Below are 23,150 nucleotides of genomic sequence, written 5' to 3' on the forward strand. Positions count from 1 at the left end.
TTAAGATTTCCACAAAGATAAAGTTTTTTTTACACTTCATCGTTTTACACTAAAAATATCTTATCCTCATACACATCTATTTATCCCTCCCGAGATAACCGATAACAAAACCGGTGACGCTCGAAACAAATATCGAGAATTCCAAATCGTACAAACCGAGCAATATACTCTATCGCCAACCGATAAGAAATATGAGCCAACCGGCTATATTTACTAACTGTTATTTCTTGATGTTCCGCCAAATAATCAAGTAACAATTGTTCTCGTTCGGTATATTTCACAAGAGTTCCCTGAGCGCTGTTTTTCTGTCGCCACACAGCCAAATGCACAGGTGTTGCCAATATATTCTCGTCGGCAATCCGCACATAAGCTAAATACTTCCCGGTTTCGTCCTGCACTTGTACGGGCTTTTGTTCGGCTTTCGGAATCTCTGCAACAAGCACCGTTTTACCGTCCACTTCATAAGTCTGCACACCTATCTCCACATTAGGCCGGCAATAAAGTTTGGCAGCAGCCTCTATCATATAAATCTCTTCTTCCGAACGCACCCCGGCTATTCTACCGTTGTCCTTCACACCAATCAATAAACGTCCCCCGTCCGTATTGGAAAAAGCAGACAAGGAACGGGCTATTTTTCGAGCATCGGAAATCTCGAATTTAAAATCCTGCTGCTGGTGTTCTCCTTCTGCAATAAGTTGTTGTAAATACACCTTGTCGGAATTCGGTCTCATGGGTTACTCTATTTTTTCATCAACTGTTGCAACCGATAACGAAATCGTAGCCAAAATAGAAATCCGGCCGTAAACAGCCCTGCAGGAAATGCGACCCACACGCCTACGACACCTCCGCCCCATGTAAACCCACACAAATAGCCCACAGGCAAAGCAACTATAAAATACGAGAAAAAGGCAATCCACATCATGGGCTTGACATCGGTCGTTCCTCGCAAAGCATTGGCAAAAGTAATCTGCAAAGCATCTCCGAACTGATAAACAATCAGCGAAAATATCAACGAAGAAACAACTACCATAACTTCATGGTCTTCTGTAAAGCTATATATAATGGGAGTCCTCGCCAAATAGAAGAATAGACTGGCAACAATGGCAAGCGATAAAATAATCCCCATTCCCGAATTTACAGCTCTACGCAAATTGGGGAAATCCTTCTGCCCCATAAAATGGCTGACCCGCACAGCCAAAGCAGCTCCCATACCATAATATACCATAAACCCGATAGTACTGACCGAAATCATTATCTGATGGGCCGCCAACGGAATGCTGCCCAGCCACCCTACCATAATAGCGCTCAACGAAAAAGCCGCAGTTTCCATACCCATTTGCAAAGCGATAGGCCACCCCAAAGCATTGAGTTGCATAAAATCATTACGATTGAATCGAGAGCGTAAAATCGCCTCCCTATATACTTTATACCGTCGCGTAACAGCAACGACCCCGATAAAGACCAACAGCATGACAATACGCGAGACCAATGTACTCACACCCGCCCCGAACAAGCCCCATTCAGGGAATCCGAAACTTCCGTAAATCAACAAATAATTTCCGAAAATATTCAATGCGTTTCCACCCAACAAAATCCACATTGGTGTACGAGTATCGGTCAACCCTTCCGCAAACTGCCGGAAACCGTTAAACAGCATGATAAACAATAAAGAAATCAGTTGCAAAACAAAATACGGACGTATGTGAGGCAACAATTCCTCTGGCTGTCCCAACTTATCGACAAAGCAATAGACCGTATACATTACAGCAGTCAACAATACTGCAACCGATGCATTAGCAGCCAAAGCATTACGAAATACTCGTCCTATCCCTTGTGTGTTTCCCCCACCCTGCAACATACCGATTAGAGGAGTCAATCCATAAGAAAAACCGGTCGCAAAGATGATTGCCAGATTGAATACATTATTCACGAACGCAGCCGCAGCCAACTCCTCCGTACTATGATGCCCGATCATTATCGTATCGGCCAACCCCAATATAATCATACCCAACTGTCCTACGACAATCGGTAAACCTAGTCTTAGTAAAGAACTAACTTGCTGTTTATAAGGGAGTAATTGCATTGAGTTCATATCATACAATCTTACAAAAATTAAATGAAGTGCAAAGATAATGCAAGGCAAGAGAAAGACAAAGTGAACTTGTTTACTTTTCTTTCTCTCGCCTTGCCAATCTTGGGCTTTTGTCAATCGCTCATGTAAATCGAATACAGAAACAACTTCTATTCATTTCTCAGAATGAAAATCGGTATCTATCCGACAAATAGATAGATACCGATTGATAGAAAGTTGTCATAACTGGATTATGCTTAACTGACTTGAATACCGACTTTCCGGTTCAAAGTCCCCTACAAACTCACCTTATAACAATGATCATTTATATATACAAGGTAAAATCCGTGTATCGGTAAATCCAGTTCATGTTTGCCTATTGTAATTTGTCTACTAAGTATCAACTTACCCTCGATAGTATATATTCGGACAAGAGCATCTCGGGCAACCCCTACATATAAGATTCCGTTATGAGCATAAACTTTATCAGAGTCTATACCATCAACATTTTCGACGGAGGAAGAGAGTCGTACGATTTGAGGTTCTGAATACTCCGAATATACGTTGGGTCCCCAAATTCCTTCTTCATCTAACGAATAGGACCAAGAAGCTACAGAATAAAGATATTCATCGCTTTCAGAACCCGTAAGGTCGGTAAAGGTGTACGAGGTGTTATCGATACCTTCCACTTCGAACGATGCCAATGCAGAAGTATAACTCTCTCCGGCTCTTAGAATTTGCTTTACGAAAATATCATCGATAAACATTTTATCCGTTCCCGAGAAAGTAACGGTAAAATGAGTTTGAGCCGACCCATTAGTAAAATCTACGGAAAAAGAATGCTCTCCCACGGTTTTCATCAGATACTCGCGATGTTCTTTTTTACCTTCACGATAACTATCCACATAGACAGTATCGCCAGCATGAATCGCATACACATTCAGTTGCACCGTGTATTTGCCATCGTTACGAGACAAATCAAATTCGGGAGACGTGATTTTTCCTTCCTCAAAATCACGGTAGTAATTATCGATACCTATCATTCCTTTAACCGTACAACCCATATTGACACCCCAACCGGGCACTTTGCTATATTTATTAAGGTCATAATCATAAAAGTAACCGGGCCATTCAAATGTTCCCTCCGTGATCGTTTCTAAATCCTCGTGCACCAGCGTGTATTCTTCATCGGATCGGACTGTATGTTTCAAAAAGTGGCGCACGGCATATCCCATTGCACGCTCAACAGGATACCATCGAGCAGTATATCCTGTATCGGTTATATCGGTCGGATCGGCTAATTCGGGCACTGGCATAGTACGAATGGGGACATACACTTGTACCTCGTTCGATTCAACAGAAGTGTATTTGTCATTCTTGGCTTTTACCGTGAAGAAATAAGTTTTTCCTTTTTCCATACCGGTAACTTGACATTCACATTCCGTCGTTTCGATATTCTCTGCAATATATACACGTTGTGTTTTCTCTTCATCGGCATAATAATAAGCAGACGTAAGATAAGAGGTTGCCGACCACACGGCATCCCATCGAGCGGTAAAATGCTCGAATGTTACATCTTTGGGTGAGATCGCGTGGGGTGAGCAAATATCGTACACGTCTTGTATGATTTCAATATCGTCTATCAGCCACGAATCATTGTATGCCCCGATTTGTACATAGGCCAAGCGACTCCCCATACCGAAATTGTGCTGAAAAGGGACTTCGATCGTTTGCCATTGGTCGGTAATGGTGCGTTTCTCACTCGTATAGTAGTTGCTACTGTATTGATCTTGCAAATAAAGGATAAGCGAGTCCTTCGTTTGGGCAATCGAACATGCTCGAAATCGCAGTATAAAGTTACCATCGTCCAAACGCACATCGGTATACGGCGTTTGAATCCACCCTTGTGTCTCCCCATATGTATAGTCATCATAAGAGAGTACAGCGCAAACTCCTCCGGCTTGATGAATACCTCGTCCTTTCCACTGTATGCCGTGCGTGAACTCCATAGGAATCATTGCATTTCCTGTCGAAAGTTCACTCTCGGCAGGCGTGGATTCGGTTCCTTCGGTAAAAGCCGAAAAATCTTCCGATAAAATAGCGAGTTGCTCGCCACGAGCAGCATAAGCCGAAACAATGTTGACACCAAAGAAGATAGTCAAACAGATTGATGTAATTTTTTTCATAAGCAATAATATGATTTTATAATTAGGAAGTGTTCTCTATGATAATGAAGGAATAAGTTTTAAACAAAAGTAACGCCGATAATTCTTTATTAAAAATAATCGACGTTACAATTAAGCCATTATATTGTATTGATAATCAGATATTTTCAAATAGAATATTACAAATAATATTTGTTAAACACTAATTATCAACAATTTACACATCAAATAGTTCCAACCGATATTTTTACATTAATTTACTTTTAATCCGACTTTTCTGAGTACGGATAGCATTCAGACTTACTCCTTTGCAAACAGCACATTCTTTGGTATTAAGTCCGCACTTGACCAAACAACATAAAACCGCCTCATCTTGCGTTAATTTAGTATGTTTTTTCAAAGCATCGATATATTCATTAAAAGCTTTGTGTATAGACTGCGAGACCATCTGTCGTTCATCAATACTCAATACCGATTCCGATTTCACCTCGATCATCGATTTCATATTTTTGTATGCTTTGGTTCGCATGAAAGATAAAGCACATACATCACCCTTTTTATCGATGAGTGATTGTAGTTCTTTTCGCTCGTTATCGACCTGCCGGGCGACGACATTCGATTCGCCCATATTCCCCTTTATATTACCCTCATCGCACTCGTGAGCCGTTTCTATCTTTTGACGCAACGCCTCCACCTGAGCTTTCCACGCTTTATCTCTTGACCTTCTTTTTTGAATATACAGAAATAAGATAAGCAAAGCTCCAATAATAACTACGGCAATCCAACGATAATATCGAGTTTTCTCGGTATAAAGAATCTGCTCCAAATCATATTGATATTCTGTCTCTCCCATTGACTCGGTACGATTAATTTTTTCAATAGAATCATTAGCAAGATTCAATAAATTTACACATTCTTCATAGAGCGCACCGTTTTTTGTTTCGAGAGCAACTTCGCAAAGCTGCTTATAGCTATTGGCCCTTGTATAAATATTGGGGCTTAAACTTCCTTGCCGGCTATAATGATATGCAGAATCATACCGTCCAGATAATAAAAACATCTTACCTATGGCAGAATACGTTCGATATATCAAAGTACTATCCTTAGACAAAGAAATAGCTCTATACGCATGCTTTGTAGCCTGTTCGAGATCTTTGAGTTCTCCGTAAACAACCGACAGATTGTTATGAGCAGCTGTCATTTCCAAAGTATCCGAAGCAGCTTCCGATAACGACAAAGCTTCTTTAATGTATCCGAGTGCACTGTCGGGACTGTTCTTATACAAATAATCTTTCCCTACTTCCCGTAAAGCTCGAGCCGTATATTTCGTCGAATCGTTCGCCATACATTCTTTCAAGGCGATAGTGTGCTCTTCTAACGCTCTATTGTACAGATGATGCGTGCGCAGTAAGTTTCCGAGACGCAAATGCAACGCAACCGATAGATCCGAATTCGGGCTAGTAAGGCTCAATGCCCGACGATATAAATATGCAGCCGAATCGGGTTGAAAAGATTCTATTTCAATCCCATATTCATATAAGCGTGTTGCCTTTTCTTGATATCGGTCACTATGGCAAGCAAAAAAACAAAGCAAAATGACAATATAACATATACGGGAATTCATGAGTGCAACTGCTTGGTATAAGTAACAACAACGAAAATCTTAGCAAAGATAATTTTATCAGCCGGGAAAATTATAAAATGTGAATAAAAAACAGCAAAAAAGTACAATTTATACAAATAGGTAAAAAGGTGACAATAAGTGCCCCAGCAAACCTAAGGTACAAATCGACTATACCCGAACTCTCCTCGACATACGAAAACCACCATCTATTCAGCCGGATAAAATAACAAAAAAGAGAGAGCCCGATTTTTACACGATAAGCTCTCTCCTTCAATTTCTATTTCATCGACTCTTTCAGAACAATTTCTCTGGGTATTCACCGGCAGCAATCAACGCATGAATTTTGTCAACAACCGACTGCCTGTCGGCAGCATAAGTTACCCCGAACCATTTCGACGGAGTATCGAGAACCGTTACAGAGGCCTTGCCAGTTTGAATCAAATCATTTACCAACAAAGGTATAAAATACTCAGCTTTAATATTATCTGCATTCTCTTTCAAGAACTTAACGAAATACTCTTCGGAATATTTGAAATAATCGGGTGTGAATCCCCACATATTCATCGAAACAGGAGCATTGTCATCGATAGCAGTCCAAGTATCCCCTTCTTTAAACATCACCTTGCCGTCGCGACGTTCTATCTGAGTACGTTCTACAACAGATGTAAGATGTTTCTCGGCATTGGTCTCGCACACGCCACGAGCAACAGAACCGCTCTCAGACAGTGTATTTCCCACACGATAACCCACCATACAATACTCGTTTTTCTTTCCTTCCAGACCTTTCAAATAATCGGCCAAAATAGCAAAACTTTCGCGACCGTAGAAATCATCGGCATTAATAACGGCAAATGGCTCTTTAATTACATCTTTACCCATCAACACGGCATGATTAGTTCCCCACGGTTTAGTACGTCCCTCGGGACACGTGAAGCCCTCCGGCAAATCGTCGATAGATTGGAATACCAATTCACAAGGAATATGACCTTCATATTTAGAAAGAATCTTATCCTTGAAATCTTGCTCGAAATCCTTACGAATTACGAAAACGACTTTACCGAATCCTCCGCGTAAAGCATCGAAAATCGAATAGTCCATAATCGTTTCACCGTTAGGACCAAGACCGTCGAGCTGTTTCAGTCCTCCATAACGACTACCCATACCGGCAGCCAATACAAAAAGAGTTGGTTTCATAGCAGTTACTTATTTTTAGTTTTCCATGAATTGCAAAAGTAATTATTTTTTATGATAAAAATCAGCAATACACCTTCAACTTTCACCCAAGTGTTCCTAAAACAAATATTATCTACCTGTTAAACCCCAACGCTCAATAAAGAGAATCCATTTTGTTCACGAGAATAATGTTAAAAATGGAACGATAGGTCGAAAAAAATTCCTTTTTACTTTCTGATTTGAAAAAAAACATCTTTATTTGCAACGAATAATAATTATCGAATCACTCTAAATAAAGATTGCCTATCGACAAAACATTACGCTTGAATCAAAAAAAAGAGAGGTAGTAATGAACGATTTATTCGATCGCACCGACGAAGAACTGGTTGCGTTGTATGCCGAAGGTAATAATGGAGCTTTTGATGTTTTGCTTAAACGACATCAGGTCCGTACTTTCAACTACATTTATTATATTGTAAAAGACAAAGAATTGGCGAATGACATCTTTCAGGAAACTTTTGTCAAGGCTATCATGACTATCAAGCAAGGACGCTATACCGAAAACGGTAAGTTCCCTGCATGGATTTCCCGAATCGCCCATAATCTCATTATCGATTTTTTCCGACAGGAAAAAGCCGATAATTATGTTATCACCGATAATGAAAACATGGATATCTTTAATCGCAAAGAATTGAGCGAAGGAACCGTCGAAGATACAATTGTACAAAACCAGATCGAAGCCGATGTTCGCAAACTTATCAAGGCCCTTCCACACAGCCAGAGGGAAGTACTTGTCATGCGTTATTACAAAAACATGAGCTTCAAAGAAATTGCAGACCATACCAAAGTCAGTATTAACACAGCCTTAGGGCGGATGCGCTATGCCATTCTCAACCTGAGAAAAATGGCCGAGGAAAACAACATCGTACTGACATTATAAAAAAACAAGCAGGTACAGATAATAATTACAAGGCTACCGACGTTTATAATACATAAACATCAATTTTTATTAGCCTATGAAAAAAATCTCTACCTCTAAAAACACAACGAGAGTACAAAACGCAAAAGTATTACAACCAACGGCCTCGACAATCGATTTTATTAGGCAATTTGCCAGAGTATATTCATTCGATTCCCGATTGCCGGCCTCGTTAGGAGGATTGGTAAATAACTAAAAAGAAAAGGGGAGCAGATAATCTGCTCCCCTTTTCTTTTCTACTCTATTAACCTCAGTAAGAAAACTTTCCCGTAACCACTCCTTTTTTCTCCTCTTTTCTTTCTTTATATAATACTATAATTTTTTATAAAAAAAGAATGTAAGTTTTCTTTTTTATCTTATAATATTAGTATATTAGCACTGCGATTTTCTTTATTTCTCATTACTCATAAAGCCCTAAACAACTGAATATCATGTAACAAAAACCATATTTAACACGATTATTGTCTCCATACTATTTTTCAGACAAGCTATACATTTTATTTTAATTTAAAGTTGAATGACATTAGTTACTCAAGAAGATAGTGATTTCACAAACATTTTTAGAACTTCTAAAAATGGATTTATCCAGTTTGCATATTCCTATCTTGGGAACATGCAAGACGCAGAAGACGTAGTCATGGAGTCCTATATCCAATATTGGGAGAACAAGGACAAAGCGACATTCCAAACTTCCAATATAAAAGGATACATCTTTACAATTATAAGAAACCGATGTATCGATATTCTGGAAGAGAGAAAATATTTATTACAAAAAAACGACGAGCTCTATAAACACACAATAGGTGAAATAGAACTCAATATATCCTCATTGAAAGGATGCGATCCCTCCGAACTATTCACCAGCGAAATAGAAAATATAGTAAACGATACTATCAAAACACTCCCTAATCGCACCCGTGAAATTTTTTACGAAAGATACCTCGAACAAAAATCCTACAAAACCATTGCCGAAAACTTCGGGATTTCGGTAAAAGGCGTAGAATTCCATGTCACAAAAAGCCTGAATGTCCTAAGAAAAAAATTAAAAGACTATTTATAAAAATTCCGAGCCACGCTGTAACGAAATCCGACTAAAATACCACGAAAACCAACCAACAAACTATAAAAACACAAATCCACACTTCATTTTTCTCAAAAAAATTTTATTTTATTACTAGGGATATACCCTGTTTTTCGGTTTATATAATGTATGGAAAAGAAAACATTATATAGATATTTCGGAAATTGCGCAACCGAAGAGGAGCGCATTCAAGTTTTGGAGTGGACAAAAGCCTCTCCCGAAAACCTCAAAGAGTTCTGTCGTGAACGCAACATATACAATGCCATTTTATTATCGACCGACAATATACAGCGTACCAAATACGACTTCCGCCGCCACTACCGTGCACAACTTCTACGTATCGCCGCCGTTGTCATACTATTGTTGTCGGTAGCATTCGGCAGTTTCTATCTCACGATGGGCGATCGCATCGTTCCCCTCTATTCATTGACCGTACCCGCCGGTAACAGCAATACCCTGCTCCTGCCCGACGGTACGAAAGTATGGCTCAATGCAGGTTCCACGATAAAATACCCCTCGTCGTTCTTGGGAATGCAACGCAATATAGAAATAGAAGGCGAAGCCTATCTCGAAGTCGCCCACAACCGTTGGAAACCATTTATCGTAAATACGCCTAACGGAAAAGTTAAAGTATTGGGAACCAAATTCTACGTAACTTCCACACTCAAAGAAAAAGACTTCATGGTCTCGCTCATCGAGGGTTCTGTAAAAATATCGTCGGGCGAAAAAAGCGCGATGCTCAAACCCGGATACCGGGCACAATTCAAAGACGGCGAGTTCAAGCAATCGGTAATCCGCACCTTCGAAACCGAGTTGTGGAAAGACGGCATCTACTACTTCAAGGACAAATCGTTCGACGAATTGATGGAAGGATTTGAAAAATGTTTCGGTGTAAAAATCAGTATCGACAAAGACATCAAAAGCACCGAGCACTACACCGGTAAGTTCTATCGCTACAATGGCATTCAACATGCGTTGCAAGCTCTTCAACACGATTTCAACTTCGATTTCAAATGGGATAAAGAACTCAATACAATACAAATCACTTCTAAACACAAATAATATCCAAAAGCCTATGAATACATAAAAGCACACCATCTCTTATCTATCATTTTAAAATCAACAATTTATTTATTTCAGTTACAAAACTTTTGAATACCACAAAACACACGTATGTATAGAAAAAGTTTAAAAGCAATTATTGCAGTTTTAGCACTGGCTTACGCATTCGAAGCAAGTGCCGATGCGTATTCACGCATATCCCTATCCGAGGCAAATACTCCGATAGACGAAGTTTTGAAAAAAATCGAGAAAGAAGCTCAGTGTCTGTTTGTTATCAACACCCAAGTGGACACGAAACGCAAAGTAAACCTTAACGTTCAAAATAAGACGGTCAGCGAAATACTCGATATCATGTTCAAAGGGACCGACGTTTCTTACTCGATACAGAACCCCAACATCATGTTGTCGAAAAAAGCCGCATCTGCGCAAGGAAATGTCGCCAGCGCAAGTGCCACGGCTCAAAGTGCCAACACGAAAATTATAACCGGTAACGTTACCGATGCCTCCGGCGAAACACTCATCGGCCTCACCGTAAAGGTTGCGGGAACCAGTGTAGCGACGGCAACCGATATCGATGGTAACTACTCTATCAAAGTGCCGGCAGGAAGCAACGAATTGGAATTTTCCTACATCGGTTACCAAACTATCAAACGCCCCATCAACGGACAAAATAAAATCAATGTAGTGATGCAAGACAACACGAAGTTGCTCGACGAAGTCGTAGTCACGGCTATGGGTATCGCTCGTAAAGAAGAAACCCTTTCCTACTCGACGCAAACCGTCGGAGGCGACGAGCTCACTCGTGCAAAAGAAGCCAACCTCATCAACTCGTTGCAAGGGAAAAGCGCAGGTCTGGTCATCACGCCTAACTCCGGCGGAGCCGGTGGAGCCTCCAAAATCCTTCTACGGGGTAATGCGTCTATGTTGGGTAACAACTCGCCGCTTATCGTAATCGACGGTGTGCCCATGCAAAACAGCGTGGCCGGACAAATGGACATGGACGGCGGCGGTGCTACAATGATGGTCGACGGTTCGAAAGAAAGTAGCGATGCCCTTTCCCAACTCAACCCCGACGACATCGAATCGATTACCGTGCTGAAAGGAGCAAACTCCGCAGCGCTTTACGGGAGTGCCGCCTCTAACGGCGTACTTATGATTACTACCAAAAAAGGTAAGGAAGGACAAATCCGTATCGATGTATCAAGCAGTACGACATTCGAGACTCCTCTGAAACTCCCCAAGTTACAAAACAGATATGGAGCACAAATGTCCGGGTCGGTCGAAAACGGATTCACCATGAACTCTAATAGCTGGGGACAACGCATGAACACTCTCGGTGACGAATATTACGACACCGCAAACTCCCCCTATCACCTCACCCGCAATGCTTACGACATCAGCGACTTCTACCGGGTAGGAACCAACTTCAACAACTCCATCGCATTGAGCGGAGGTACAAAAGTGGCACAAACCTATTTCTCTTATGGAAATACCACAGCCAACGGTATCGTCGAAACCAATAAATTCGAACGGCACAACATCTCGTTGCGGCAAAACTTCTCCTTCTTCAAGGACAAACTGAAAATCGATATTTCGGCGAATTACATCAATCAAAAAACAAAAAACCGTCCCACCGGTGGTACGTTCTTCAACCCCATCTATCAAGTATATACATCACCGCGTAACATCGATATGAATTGGTATCGCAAAAACTATTACGACACCAGTGCAACATGGCAGTCCAATCCATATAGCTACATCGCTTCCGAAATCGGAGCAGACGGGTTACCCATATCGGTGATACAATCGGGCAAGACATCTACCCTTTCCGATGCCAACTATGGCAAACAAGTTTGGTTCACCGATGCCATCAACCTCAATAACCCGTGGTGGTTGCTCAACCGTATGACCAGCGAAGAAGTGATTAACCGCACATTCGGTAGTATCGCTGCCAACTGGCAAATCATCGACGGCCTCAACTTGCAAGCTCGTATCAAATATGATTACAACGAACGCAACGATGAAAACCGACAATACGCCACCACATGGGGTAATGCCGAAATGATTGACCGGGGTCGTCTTATTCTCGACCATACCAAGTCGCAAGACTTCTACGGCGATTTCATGCTAAGCTACAACAAAACATTCAAAGATTTCACCATCGGGGTCAATGCCGGCGGTAGCATGATGAATTCTTCCTACGATCAATGGATGATTACTCCTATTGCCAAATCAGGAGCACCCTATACCGAAGACCTCTCGTGCAACCAATTCGTTCTTTCCGATATTTATCTCAACAGTAGCGAAAACTACGGAGGACTTACTACCAAAAACTGGGAACGAGCCATTTTCGCTACGGCACAAGTTACCTGGCAAGACAAAGTAACGGTCGAGGGTAGTTATCGAGACGACTGGTATCGCGCCTTTACACAGTTCAAAGATATGGATCCCCACTTTGCCTACTATTCGGCAGGTGCATCCGCTCAAATGAACAAGATACTTGTTTTGCCCGAACAAATCAACGAATTGAAACTACGGGCTTCGTACTCCGAGGTCGGTAACTCTATTCCTAATAACCTATTCCTCGCATCGGCAAAACGTAATCCGGCGACAGGAGCCTACATCAGCAGTGCGATCATTAACTTCAAAAATCCCAAACCCGAAACCACACAATCGTTCGAAGCTGGTTTCGACATCAGTTTGCTCGATCGCTCCATCTCGTTGCAAGCCACCTACTACAACGCCATCATGAAAAACCAATTCATGAAATACGAAGGTGCTGCCGGCAAGGAAATATATATCAACGGTGGTAAGGTACGGAATCAAGGTATCGAGTTAACCGCATCCTATATCTTCGCTCCCAACAACAATTTCAGTTGGATTACCAACTTCAATTACGCCTACAACGACAACAAAATCCTCACGGTGGCCCGTAAGCAAAACGGACAAAAATATATCCACGAAATCGATATGGGTAACCTCAGCGGTCTGAAAATCAAATTCGAAGAAGGCGGTTCTTATGGCGACCTCTATGCCGTCGACTTTATGAGAGACGAAATAACCGGAGAAATCGTTGTCGACCCTCAAACCGGAGCTCCATTCAAACTCAATGGACAAGCCAACGAATACCTCGGCAACATGAATGCCAAGCACACCCTCGGTTGGTCCAACACCTTCAATTACAAAGACTTCTCCTTCTATTTCCTTATCGATGGGAAAATTGGCGGTAAAGTCATCTCCTTCACCGAGGCATACCTCGACTATTTCGGCACATCGCAACGTACGGCCGATGCACGAGATTATGCACTTAACAACAACCTCTATTGGACCTCCGAGGACGGTGTTGTCACCAAGCCCGGCATGTATATCCCGGGAACAAACCAAGTCGTTCCGGTCGACCAATATTATCAGACCATCGGCGGTGGATCACCCGTAGGACGCAACTACGTATATGATGCTACGAACTTCCGTCTTCGTGAGATTTCATTGGCATATACGTTCCGCAATCTCTTCGGACAAAGCAAGAACCTCACGGTATCGGCCAATGCCCGTAACTTGTTCTTCTTGTACATCGATGCACCCATCGACCCCGATACTTCGTTGAGTACACAAAATGCTCTGGGTAACGTAGATATTTTCAGTATGCCTACTACCCGTTCTTTCGGTATTTCACTTAAAGCATCATTCTAACGAAACATAACATCATGAAAAAAACAGTATATTTATCAGCATTCGTTTTTGCCGCGGCAATCTCCTTAATCGGTTGCGGCGACCCTCTGCTCGACGATCTGAACTCCAACATCGAAGTCGGTTCGGGCGACCTCTCTATTGCCGAGAACTATGAACAGGCAGCCGGTATGTTCCTGACGGCACAGCAAAAAATGCACGATGTCGGAGCATCGAACGGTGCACACGTCTATCAAGTACAATTCAACATTCACATCGACAATTATTCGGGATACATGGCCGGAACACAAAATTTTAGCGGGAACCTGCCCTCTACCTACCGGTATTTTGCGCAATACTGCGATGGTCCCAAAGCCAGTTTTTTCAACGTAGCACAAGCAGCCTTACCTGTAATGCGCTCGGCTGCCGACCTCAATCTGCGAGAAATCGGAGCCATGTGCAACATCATGTATTGTTTCTCTGCATTGGAACTTTCCGATGTGTACGGACCTTTCCCGTGGACCGATTATAAAAACGATGTGCAGGAACCTCCCGTAACCTACGAACCGATGGATCAAATTTACGACTCCCTGTTCGTCAATCTCAAAGATGCGGGGAAAATATTGAAAGAGTTTACCTCTACCTCCGAAGAACATCAAGATACCATTAATCAGATTCTGGCTCAATACGACAAAATCTGCGGCGATGTAAAAACATGGGAACAATTCTCCAATTCCATTCGTCTGCGCATGGCCATGCGTATGTCCAACGTCAATCCCGATAGAGCTAAAACCGAAGCGCAATCGGCTATCGACGACGGACTTATCGAAAAAAGCATCGAGTACAACACGATGGTTAATAACGGAACCAATCACCCGTTGGCATTCATCTCCATTCTTTGGAACGACACACGTATAAACGCTTCGCTCGAAAACATCATGAAACGACTCAAAGTACCTTTCATGGATAAAATTTTTGAAAAAAATAGCGATGCCATACGAGACGAAAACGGAGAAACGACGTGGCAAGCACAACAAGACATTGTGGGAGTCCGCACGGGAATCCAACTCACACCTCGGGACGATAATAACCAATACACCAAATTTTCAGGTGTCACAAGTGCTTTCGCAAATTTCCCGCTCGCCATTTTCAAACTCTCCGAGCGTTACTTTCTGCAAGCCGAGGCAGCCCTTCGATGGAATATCGGCGGATCGGTCAATACAAACTATCTGAGAGGTGTTGCTGCCATGTTCGACGATTACGACATCGCACAAACCGAACCCGACTTCCAAACCTATTGGAATCAAGAATCGGCAGATACTTCTATCGACTATGTGGATCCGCACAACTCACGCAACAACACCAAAGGTCTGGTTACCGTAGGAGTAAAAATCAACAACAGCGACGACAATAAAGTAAAGCTCGAAAAAATCATCACCCAAAAATGGCTCGCTCAGTTCCCTATGGGACTTGAAGCATGGAACGACTTGCGCCGTACCGGTTATCCTCGCATATTCCCCGTCAACGATATCGGAGACGGCTCGTTGGGAAAAGGTCGTATGATTCGCCGTATTCCGTGGAACATGACCGATGCGGCAGCCGCCCAAGATGTCAATACGTCGGGGATCCAAGCCCTCGGAGGAAGTAACCTGATGCGTACTACCCTTTGGTGGGACGTAGAAGACCCTGCCGGATTGGGCGACAATCGTCGTTGGGAAACCGAAGTTTCTAACTAAAAATTTAATCGGAGAGAGCGTATAGAAACGTACACTCTCTCCCCTAAAATAAAAAACAACTTTTTTTGAGATCCTATTATTAACTTAAAAACAAAAAACATGAAAACACCGAAATTAGTATTATCGGTATTGGCTTGTTCGGTAGTTGTGGGAAACTATGCACAAAACATTCCTACCCACGCTCCCTATGTAGAACTCTTACCGACCAAAGAAATTTCTATCGCCGGAGGTGATAAAAAAACAGTCTATCTCGATTTTTATGACTATTTTGAATCTTGGGAACCGGGAGTCCCCCTTTCCGAAGACGAGAACTTCTACATCGCCCGTGTCCCCATGAAAAAACGTTTCGTGAACACGGCAACACAGGTAGATCCCACCATGACGCAAGACCGCAAATTCAGTATGTGGACGCCGATGGGTATATCCGACACTTACTGGCAATCGCTACCGCGATATGTATTCGACGGCGATAATTTCAGTATGTGGTCCTACGTGGATTCGCAAGGCGGCTGGTCTCTCCCGTGGGTACGTGTACCGGGTGCATACAGCGACGTTACTCACCGTAACGGTGTAGCCAATAGCGGCGGTCTCATCTTCTTCGACTCTTGGGGAGGCGATAACACCAGCCCAACAGCTAATGTAAATATGCTGGTGAAAAAAGAAGGCGGAAAATTCAAATACGTAGAAAAATTCGTAAAATTCCTTCGCTATTATGGTCTCGATGGTGTCGGTATCAACCCCGAAGGTCCGGTTCCCCAAGCCTCTGCTTTGCAAGACTTCTTCTCCCAATGTCGGGAATATGCAGAATCGATCGGTTGGCAATTCCACGTATATTGGTATGGAGTAGGTTCTAACGGAGGATCTATGGATTTAGGTTCCTCTTTCGGTAGTAGCAAACAAGATTGGTTGTGGAAAAACAACAAACAAGTAGTCGACATGTATATGCTCAACTACGATTGGGGATATTCTGCAAGCAGTTCGGCTAGCTACGCCGAACAAATCGGAGCCAATCCCTACACCCTTTATGCCGGTTACGACATTCAAGGAAACTGGTTGGCAAGAGGTCCGTGGTCTACGTTGAAAAACACCAAAATGTCTATCGCATTTTGGGGAAACCACACCACCAATATGATTTACCAGAACTCTTCCGAATTCGGTTCGGGTGACGAAGCTGTACAAGCCTGTTACCTCGAAAAGCAAGAGCAAGTATTCTCCGGCGGTAACCGGAACCCGGCAAAACGCCCGGCTATTAAAGACGGAATTTCCAGTTCCAGCGAAGCGGCTATGAACAACTTTCACGGTATAGCAGAATACCTGCCCGCCCGAAGCGTACTGCAAGAGTTGCCTTTCGTAACCCGTTTCGGGCTCGGTAACGGAAAAACCTTCCGTAACGAAGGAAAAGTAACCTTCGGGAACAAATGGTTCAACGTAGGTGTACAGGACTACCTGCCCACATGGCGCTGGTGGATTACAGACGACAGCAATAACGTACCCGAAGACGGTATCGAATGCGGATTCACTTACGAAGATGCTTGGTATGCCGGTTCGGCCCTACACATGAGCGGAGCTACGAAAGTATCCAACGTTCGTCTCTTCAAGACCAACTTCGACGTTTCTGAAACCGACGACGTATCGATGACTTTCAAATTAAATAGCGGCGAAGATACGCACATGAAACTCTTCTGGTCGTTCGTAGGGTCGGAATCTACATTGCACTCTTGCGACATTACCGGAGCCAAAGAAGGACAATGGACAACCTTCTCCAAGAAAGCCTCTGAAATCGGTATGAACGGAAATGTAGCCCTCATCGGTCTCAAATTCGAAAATACCCCGACAAACTACGATGTATTCATCGGCGAAATGGCTATTGTTCCGGCAAAGACTTTTGCACCGATCAAACCGGTCATCACTACCGAAGAAAGCAAAATCTTGAAAAAACGTACTTATAACTCGATCGATTTCAAATTTAGCTGGGATTGCGAATCCTCCAAAAACGATTCCGATCCCTCCATACCCGTTTATAACGAAGATGTAGATACTTGGTACTTCGAAGTTTACGTACAAGCAAAAGACGGAGAGCCCGTTCTTTGCGGAACGACTTCTTCTTGGGCACACTACGTAGTAGGCGCTCCGGTATCGGCCAACAACGAAATCTCGGATTACCGAATCGGTGTTTGTGCCGTAGCTCCCGACGGAAAAACGAAGAGCGAAACGACATGGACCAGCTATCTGACTACCGACCTCACACTCGTCGACGGTATCGAATGTAACAAAGCGGTAATCAAAGCCGGTGAGGAATTTACCCTCTCGTTGATCGACCCCAACCAAGAAGAACCTTTCTCTTGGGAAATCTTTAACGCAACCACCGGCGGTAATGCCGTATTCACCCAAGATGGCGGTCGTTCGATAACCACTTCACTGTCAGAGGAAGGTTATTACGATGTAAAACTCACCAAAGGAGATTTGAGTGTACTCTCTTATCGCGGCTATGTACAAATTTCTCCCGAAAGCACAGGTGCAATTCCTTCGATTACCGATTTCACAGCATCCGACACCAACGTAACCCTCGAAGACGGTACTGCCGAAGTAACACTCAGCTACACCGGCAAAAAGAACGAAGGTACGGTTTCTCGTGGTTTGCAGGTAGACGACCCCTATATGTTCCGTATTCCATCGGATTTCTTGCCGATGAATCAAAGTCAATATTCAATCTGTCTTTGGATAAAACCCGAAAAATTCACGTTCGCTAAATTCGGTATGGGATTGATCGAGCAACGCAATATGGATATCCACTGGCCCGATAATAACTGGGGAGCCCTTTGGGTAGACGTATGGCCTGAGACATTCAACAACGGAGGACAACGCATTTTGGATAACAATATCATTTCTTATACTATGTGGGGAAATGAATCGCAATACTATTTCAACGGAAACAACAACAAACACGAAATTCCCAACTTGGCTTGTTGTACAGACGGTAACCGTACCGGAACCGAATCTTATAGTTTATCCGAAGGTCAATGGGCACACGTCCTCATTTCATTCGACGGCAGCAAACAAAGAATCTATTTCAATGGTAAGAAAGTAGGAGAAGGTAATGCTTCAAAATACAATTACAACGATAATAACGGTGGAACTGGAAACGTTAAAGCTGCAAACATCTACATCGGTGGTTCTCGCGTTTACTATGCCGGATTTTCCGGTGTCATCGACGATGTACAAGTTTGGCACAAGGCATTGAGCGATACCGAAGTAATAGAAGCCATGAAAGGTTACGACGGTAAAGAAATCCCCTCTGACCTGAAAGGTTACTGGACGTTCGAATCGGACAACTACAACGAAGGCGAAAAAGTGTTTGAAAACAAAGGTACTTTGGTTACCGACAACAAGGCTGCCTATATCGAAGTGAAAGGTGCAGGCGGTGAAAACACCTCTGCAAACGAAGAACACATATTACCGGCCAATATCGCTATTCAAGGTAACCCGGCCATGTCGGGTACATTGCCCATCACTACGACATCGACATTCGCCGTTGCCGATGCCGAAGTTCAAAACACCGGTGACAACGCATCGGTTACATTCAACAAAGACGGTAAATATAACGTCACCTTGACGCTTGCCAACGGCTGGGGCTCGGATACGAAGACGAAAGAAGAGTATATCGTAGTTCTCCCCTCTTCGGGTATCGATGGCAACTTGGTAGATAACCTCACGGTATACCCCAACCCCTTCATCGAAAATGTCAACCTGCAATTCGCAGCCGACGGTAACTACGTTATCGACATCTTCGACGCACAAGGTCGTCAGGTAACTACCAAAAAGCACCAAGCTATGGCCGGCGAAATCTGCACGCTCACGGTAAATGCTGCCAAAGGCATGTACTATGTAGTCGTGTCGAAAGACGGCAAACGCGTGAAATCTTTCAAAGTGGTAGCCGAATAATCTACTTCACAGTCTCCGCGCCTTGTGCACGGAGGCTGTTGAAAATTCGGGAAACAAATCATTTGTTTCATAAATATTAGGTTTTCATGGCCACACCCCGTACCCGCCTGCCTCGTGTGAGTGCGGGGTGTTTTCAAAAAATACCACGGTTCGCCCCGATTTCGTCGGGATTCAATACACCCTACCGGTTTATATCGAAACTCGGAAAAACCATGAAACACAAAATATAGTCTGTATCTTTTTTATATCAAAAACAAAAGCTTTTTGCTTAAACACATTTAGCGATGAGAAACATATTCACCCTGCTTGCTTTGTTAGTATTCGGTACGATACTGAGTAAAAACCATGCTCAAACATACTCCATATATCCCACTCCGCAAAAAGTTGTCGAAACCGGAGAAGCTATCGAATTGACGCAACAAATAAATGTCATTTGCGAAAGTGGAATCGGAGAAGTGACCCGTAACCGCATGAAAGAAGTCCTCGAAGAAGCAGGATATACCATCGCATTCTCCACAAACCCGTCGCAGACGAATACGAACCTCTACATAGGAATCAACGGCTCGGACGGCGCAGCAGACCGCTATGCCGTAGAAAACAATTTGCCCCTTGCCGTTTTTGACACGGGAGATAATAAATTCGACCCCTATCTCCTGCAAATAAACGACCTACACCCTCACGGCGACATCGTCGTTCTGGGTAATGATAAAGGTTCCGAATTTTATGCCTTTGCCACGCTCGAACAAATTTTGGAGCAAACCGACGGCAACTCGATTCGTCAAATTACTTTCGAAGATTATTCACACACTCAATATCGGGGAATCGTAGAAGGATTCTACGGACACCCCTACTCGGTGGAAAACCGTATCAGTCTTTTTGAATTTTGTAAACGATTCAAAATGAACGTATTCGTGTATGGACCGAAATCGGATCCCTACCACCTCGGTAATTGGAGGGACGATTATCCTACCTCGCTCACCGAACAGCAACGGTTTTTCGGTATGATTACCCAAGATGATTTGAAAACAATGGTGCAAGCAGCAAAAGCATGCAACGTCGATTTCATCTGGGCAGCACACCCCGGATTACAACAAGGGATCAGTTTTTCGAACGAATCGGCTATGGCTCCCGGTATCGACGCCCTCATGAAAAAATTCGATCACCTTTATAGCCTCGGTGTACGGGGATTCGGTGTTTTCATCGACGACATGACCTACACTCCCAGTGGGGACATGCAAGCTCATTTAGCCAACGAAGTGCAAGTAAAAATACGCGAGCGATACGCTACCGACAACATCGACGATAAAATATCCCCCCTATTTTTCGTCCCTACGGCCTACGCTCTTAACTACGGAGCATCATACACCCTCAGATATTTGGCCAATGTAGACAGCGAAGTGGTCATCGCCTTTACCGGATACGACTGCTTCTCCAATATCCGCCCCTCGGCCATCGACGATATGGCCGGACGCGTGGGAAGAAATCCTGTCATGTGGTGGAACAATCCGGTAAACGACGATCATGACTCCCGCATCTACATGCGGGAGTTAACAACTCACTGGACAATTGAAAAACCCGGTGCAATCAATACGCTCAACGGGCTTATTCTGAACCCGATGAACCAAGCACAGGCTTCGAAAATCGCCTTGTTCGGAGCGGCCGATTACAGTTGGAATCCCAACGCTTTCGACGTTCATAAAAACTGGGAAGAAGTATTTCACCGAATAGCCGATCCCGGCGATACGCAGACTGCCGAAGCGATCAAATGCTTCGCCCGCTTCTCGAACACGTTGGTCGAGGACGAAGAAATGATAACGCTCTATGACAATTTCATGGAGAAATTCGGCGGCGAAAGTTTCCCGCCGGAATCCGACAAGCTGCGAAACGAACTGGAAAATCTTAAACAGGCTTGCACGTACATCGAAACCCTAAAAGACAGTCCGCACAGAGATTACCGATTGATGTATGAGGACATTCGCTGTTGGAACGCCAAGTTGAAAAACATAAGTACGATAGCGCTCGACGCATTGGATATGCTCGAATATGGAAACTCCATGTCCCGCTCCGAAGGTTGGGAAAAATACCTACGATTGAAAAAACTATACACCGGTATGAGTTCCGACTCTACCTATCTCGTAAGCGCTCTCGAAGGATATGGAACTTCGACCACCGAAAAATTCTATGAAGTGAAACCGGGAGATAGCCATTTGCGCCCGTTCACAGACTTTTTGGTAGAAAAAATAGGAAACAGTATCCCCGGATTATGGCCGGCAAAAGACAGTTTGCAAATAATTACCAACATCGAGAATTTGCAAGGTGTAGAATTGACGGCTCAGAACGAAACGGTCCGATTAACCGGATTGAACGGACTCGATCTCGATAAAGACGAATACGTAGGTATTTATTTCGGAAACATCGAAAAAATAAATGTGGAAGAAATCACGGCCGACAAAACGCTTCGAGTAGAGATTTCGGAAAATGGAAAACAGTGGACTCCGATACAATTACCCATCAGAGAACAAAAAACCGCATATATCCGAATTAAGAATATTTCGGAAGAAGAAGTCGCCGTAGATTTTAACCAACTATCGGTTTCCCGTATCCTCACCTCCGTAGAAGTCAAAGCCGAGGCATCCACCAATATGTCACAATATCAATCTTACTCCATAAACAACGTCGTCGATGGAAATTCCTCGACATTCTTTTGGAGCAGCGAAGCACAAGCCGCAGGCGATTATATTCTTCTCACCTACCCTTCGGCTCAGCCCATTTACGAGATAAGCATCACATTTACAGAGACCGACCAGCTCTCAGGAACCGCAGCGATAGAAGTCTCCGCCGATAACAACCAATGGCAAACGGTAACCGAATTTACAAACGGCTATCTCGACTCTACCCGTTCGTTTACTTGCAATGCCAACGGACTCATGGCACGATATGTTCGCTTTATCATTCGTAATACCGTAGGTAGCTATTGGTTACAAGTAGCCGAATTTAAAGCGGATATGTCTGAAAAATACACCCAAACGACCGACCAAAGCGGAGTGCAAATAGCCACCCTCGCCGACAAAGACCTTTCGACCAACTACCAAGCTGGCGAAGCAGGATATATCGAACACCGTTTTATCGAAAATATAACGATAGAGTCGATTGAAATTTTCCACAATACAGTATTCGATTCCGGTAGCGAACTCCCCTCGATATATGTCAACAATGGCTCCGAATGGATCGAAAAAGGGTCTTTGGAACCGTTGTGCACAGTCATAGACACCCACGAAATAGATACGGTAACAGCCGTGAAAATAGAGTGGAACAAAGAGAATATTCCCAATCTTTACGAAATACTTCCCGTTGGGACTCCTTATGTAGAAAAACCGGGAAAACCCACCGCCATAAATAACATGAAAAAAGACGGTCTAACCATATATACAAACGATAATCGACTGATCGTACAATCGGACGATATGATACAAAATATAATTTTATTCGACTTAAACGGAAAAACAATAAACCATTTTAACGTGAATAGATGTATCTTTGAAACAACATTCGGCTCGAATATTCCACAAATATTAATCGTGCAAGTTGTGCATACAAACGGGAATTTATCGACCTGTAAAATAATACGATAAAAGCAAAAAGATAGAATAA

The 23,150-nt window shown here is 43.2% G+C and carries 12 protein-coding genes; 7 read left to right on the top strand and 5 right to left on the bottom strand.

All coding sequences use genetic code 11. The features are described 5' to 3' along the window. Positions 1–80: 80 nt before the first annotated feature. From NBH06_RS00905 to NBH06_RS00925, 5 genes are all read right to left on the bottom strand, one after another. Positions 81–731, bottom strand: coding sequence for an AlbA family DNA-binding domain-containing protein (locus NBH06_RS00905; RefSeq protein ID WP_250792322.1), 651 nt, complete (start codon positions 729–731; stop codon positions 81–83). Positions 732–739: 8 nt separating this feature from the next. Further along, positions 740–2,092 (bottom strand): MATE family efflux transporter, encoded by a 1,353-nt coding sequence (locus NBH06_RS00910; RefSeq protein WP_250792325.1) that lies wholly within the window; start codon positions 2,090–2,092, stop codon positions 740–742. Between the two features lie 275 nt (positions 2,093–2,367). After that, on the bottom strand, positions 2,368–4,257 hold the full coding sequence (locus tag NBH06_RS00915; RefSeq protein WP_250792327.1) for a fibronectin type III domain-containing protein: 1,890 nt from the start codon (positions 4,255–4,257) through the stop codon (positions 2,368–2,370). A gap of 226 nt (positions 4,258–4,483) precedes the next feature. Further along, positions 4,484–5,860 (bottom strand): tetratricopeptide repeat protein, encoded by a 1,377-nt coding sequence (locus tag NBH06_RS00920; protein WP_250792329.1) that lies wholly within the window; start codon positions 5,858–5,860, stop codon positions 4,484–4,486. 294 nt (positions 5,861–6,154) lie between these two features. Next, the gene (locus NBH06_RS00925) at positions 6,155–7,054 is read right to left on the bottom strand and encodes a glycosyltransferase family protein (RefSeq protein WP_250792331.1); all 900 of its coding nucleotides are present in this window, start codon (positions 7,052–7,054) and stop codon (positions 6,155–6,157) included. A gap of 328 nt (positions 7,055–7,382) precedes the next feature. Between NBH06_RS00925 and NBH06_RS00930 the strand changes: the two genes are divergently transcribed. From NBH06_RS00930 to NBH06_RS00960, 7 genes are all read left to right on the top strand, one after another. Further along, entirely contained in the window at positions 7,383–7,973 is a 591-nt protein-coding gene (locus tag NBH06_RS00930) for an RNA polymerase sigma factor (protein ID WP_008860859.1), read from the top strand. A gap of 556 nt (positions 7,974–8,529) precedes the next feature. Next, positions 8,530–9,072: an RNA polymerase sigma-70 factor gene (locus NBH06_RS00935; RefSeq protein WP_250792332.1), complete on the top strand. Its 543-nt coding sequence runs from the start codon at positions 8,530–8,532 to the stop codon at positions 9,070–9,072. 150 nt (positions 9,073–9,222) lie between these two features. Further along, positions 9,223–10,155 (top strand): FecR family protein, encoded by a 933-nt coding sequence (locus tag NBH06_RS00940; protein WP_008860861.1) that lies wholly within the window; start codon positions 9,223–9,225, stop codon positions 10,153–10,155. A 111-nt stretch (positions 10,156–10,266) separates the two neighbouring features. Then, positions 10,267–13,845 carry a SusC/RagA family TonB-linked outer membrane protein gene (locus NBH06_RS00945; RefSeq protein ID WP_250792334.1) on the top strand — a complete coding sequence of 1,193 codons (3,579 nt, stop codon included), beginning with the start codon at positions 10,267–10,269 and terminating at the stop codon, positions 13,843–13,845. A gap of 14 nt (positions 13,846–13,859) precedes the next feature. Further along, on the top strand, positions 13,860–15,557 hold the full coding sequence (locus NBH06_RS00950; RefSeq protein WP_008860863.1) for a SusD/RagB family nutrient-binding outer membrane lipoprotein: 1,698 nt from the start codon (positions 13,860–13,862) through the stop codon (positions 15,555–15,557). Between the two features lie 99 nt (positions 15,558–15,656). Beyond that, the gene (locus NBH06_RS00955) at positions 15,657–19,499 is read left to right on the top strand and encodes an endo-beta-N-acetylglucosaminidase (protein ID WP_195633245.1); all 3,843 of its coding nucleotides are present in this window, start codon (positions 15,657–15,659) and stop codon (positions 19,497–19,499) included. A 284-nt stretch (positions 19,500–19,783) separates the two neighbouring features. Further along, positions 19,784–23,131, top strand: coding sequence for a glycoside hydrolase family 84 protein (locus tag NBH06_RS00960; protein WP_250792336.1), 3,348 nt, complete (start codon positions 19,784–19,786; stop codon positions 23,129–23,131). The last annotated feature ends 19 nt before the right edge of the window (positions 23,132–23,150 follow it).

Source organism: Barnesiella sp. B2-R-119 (assembly GCF_023656675.1).
GTDB classification, from domain to species: domain Bacteria; phylum Bacteroidota; class Bacteroidia; order Bacteroidales; family Barnesiellaceae; genus Barnesiella; species Barnesiella intestinihominis.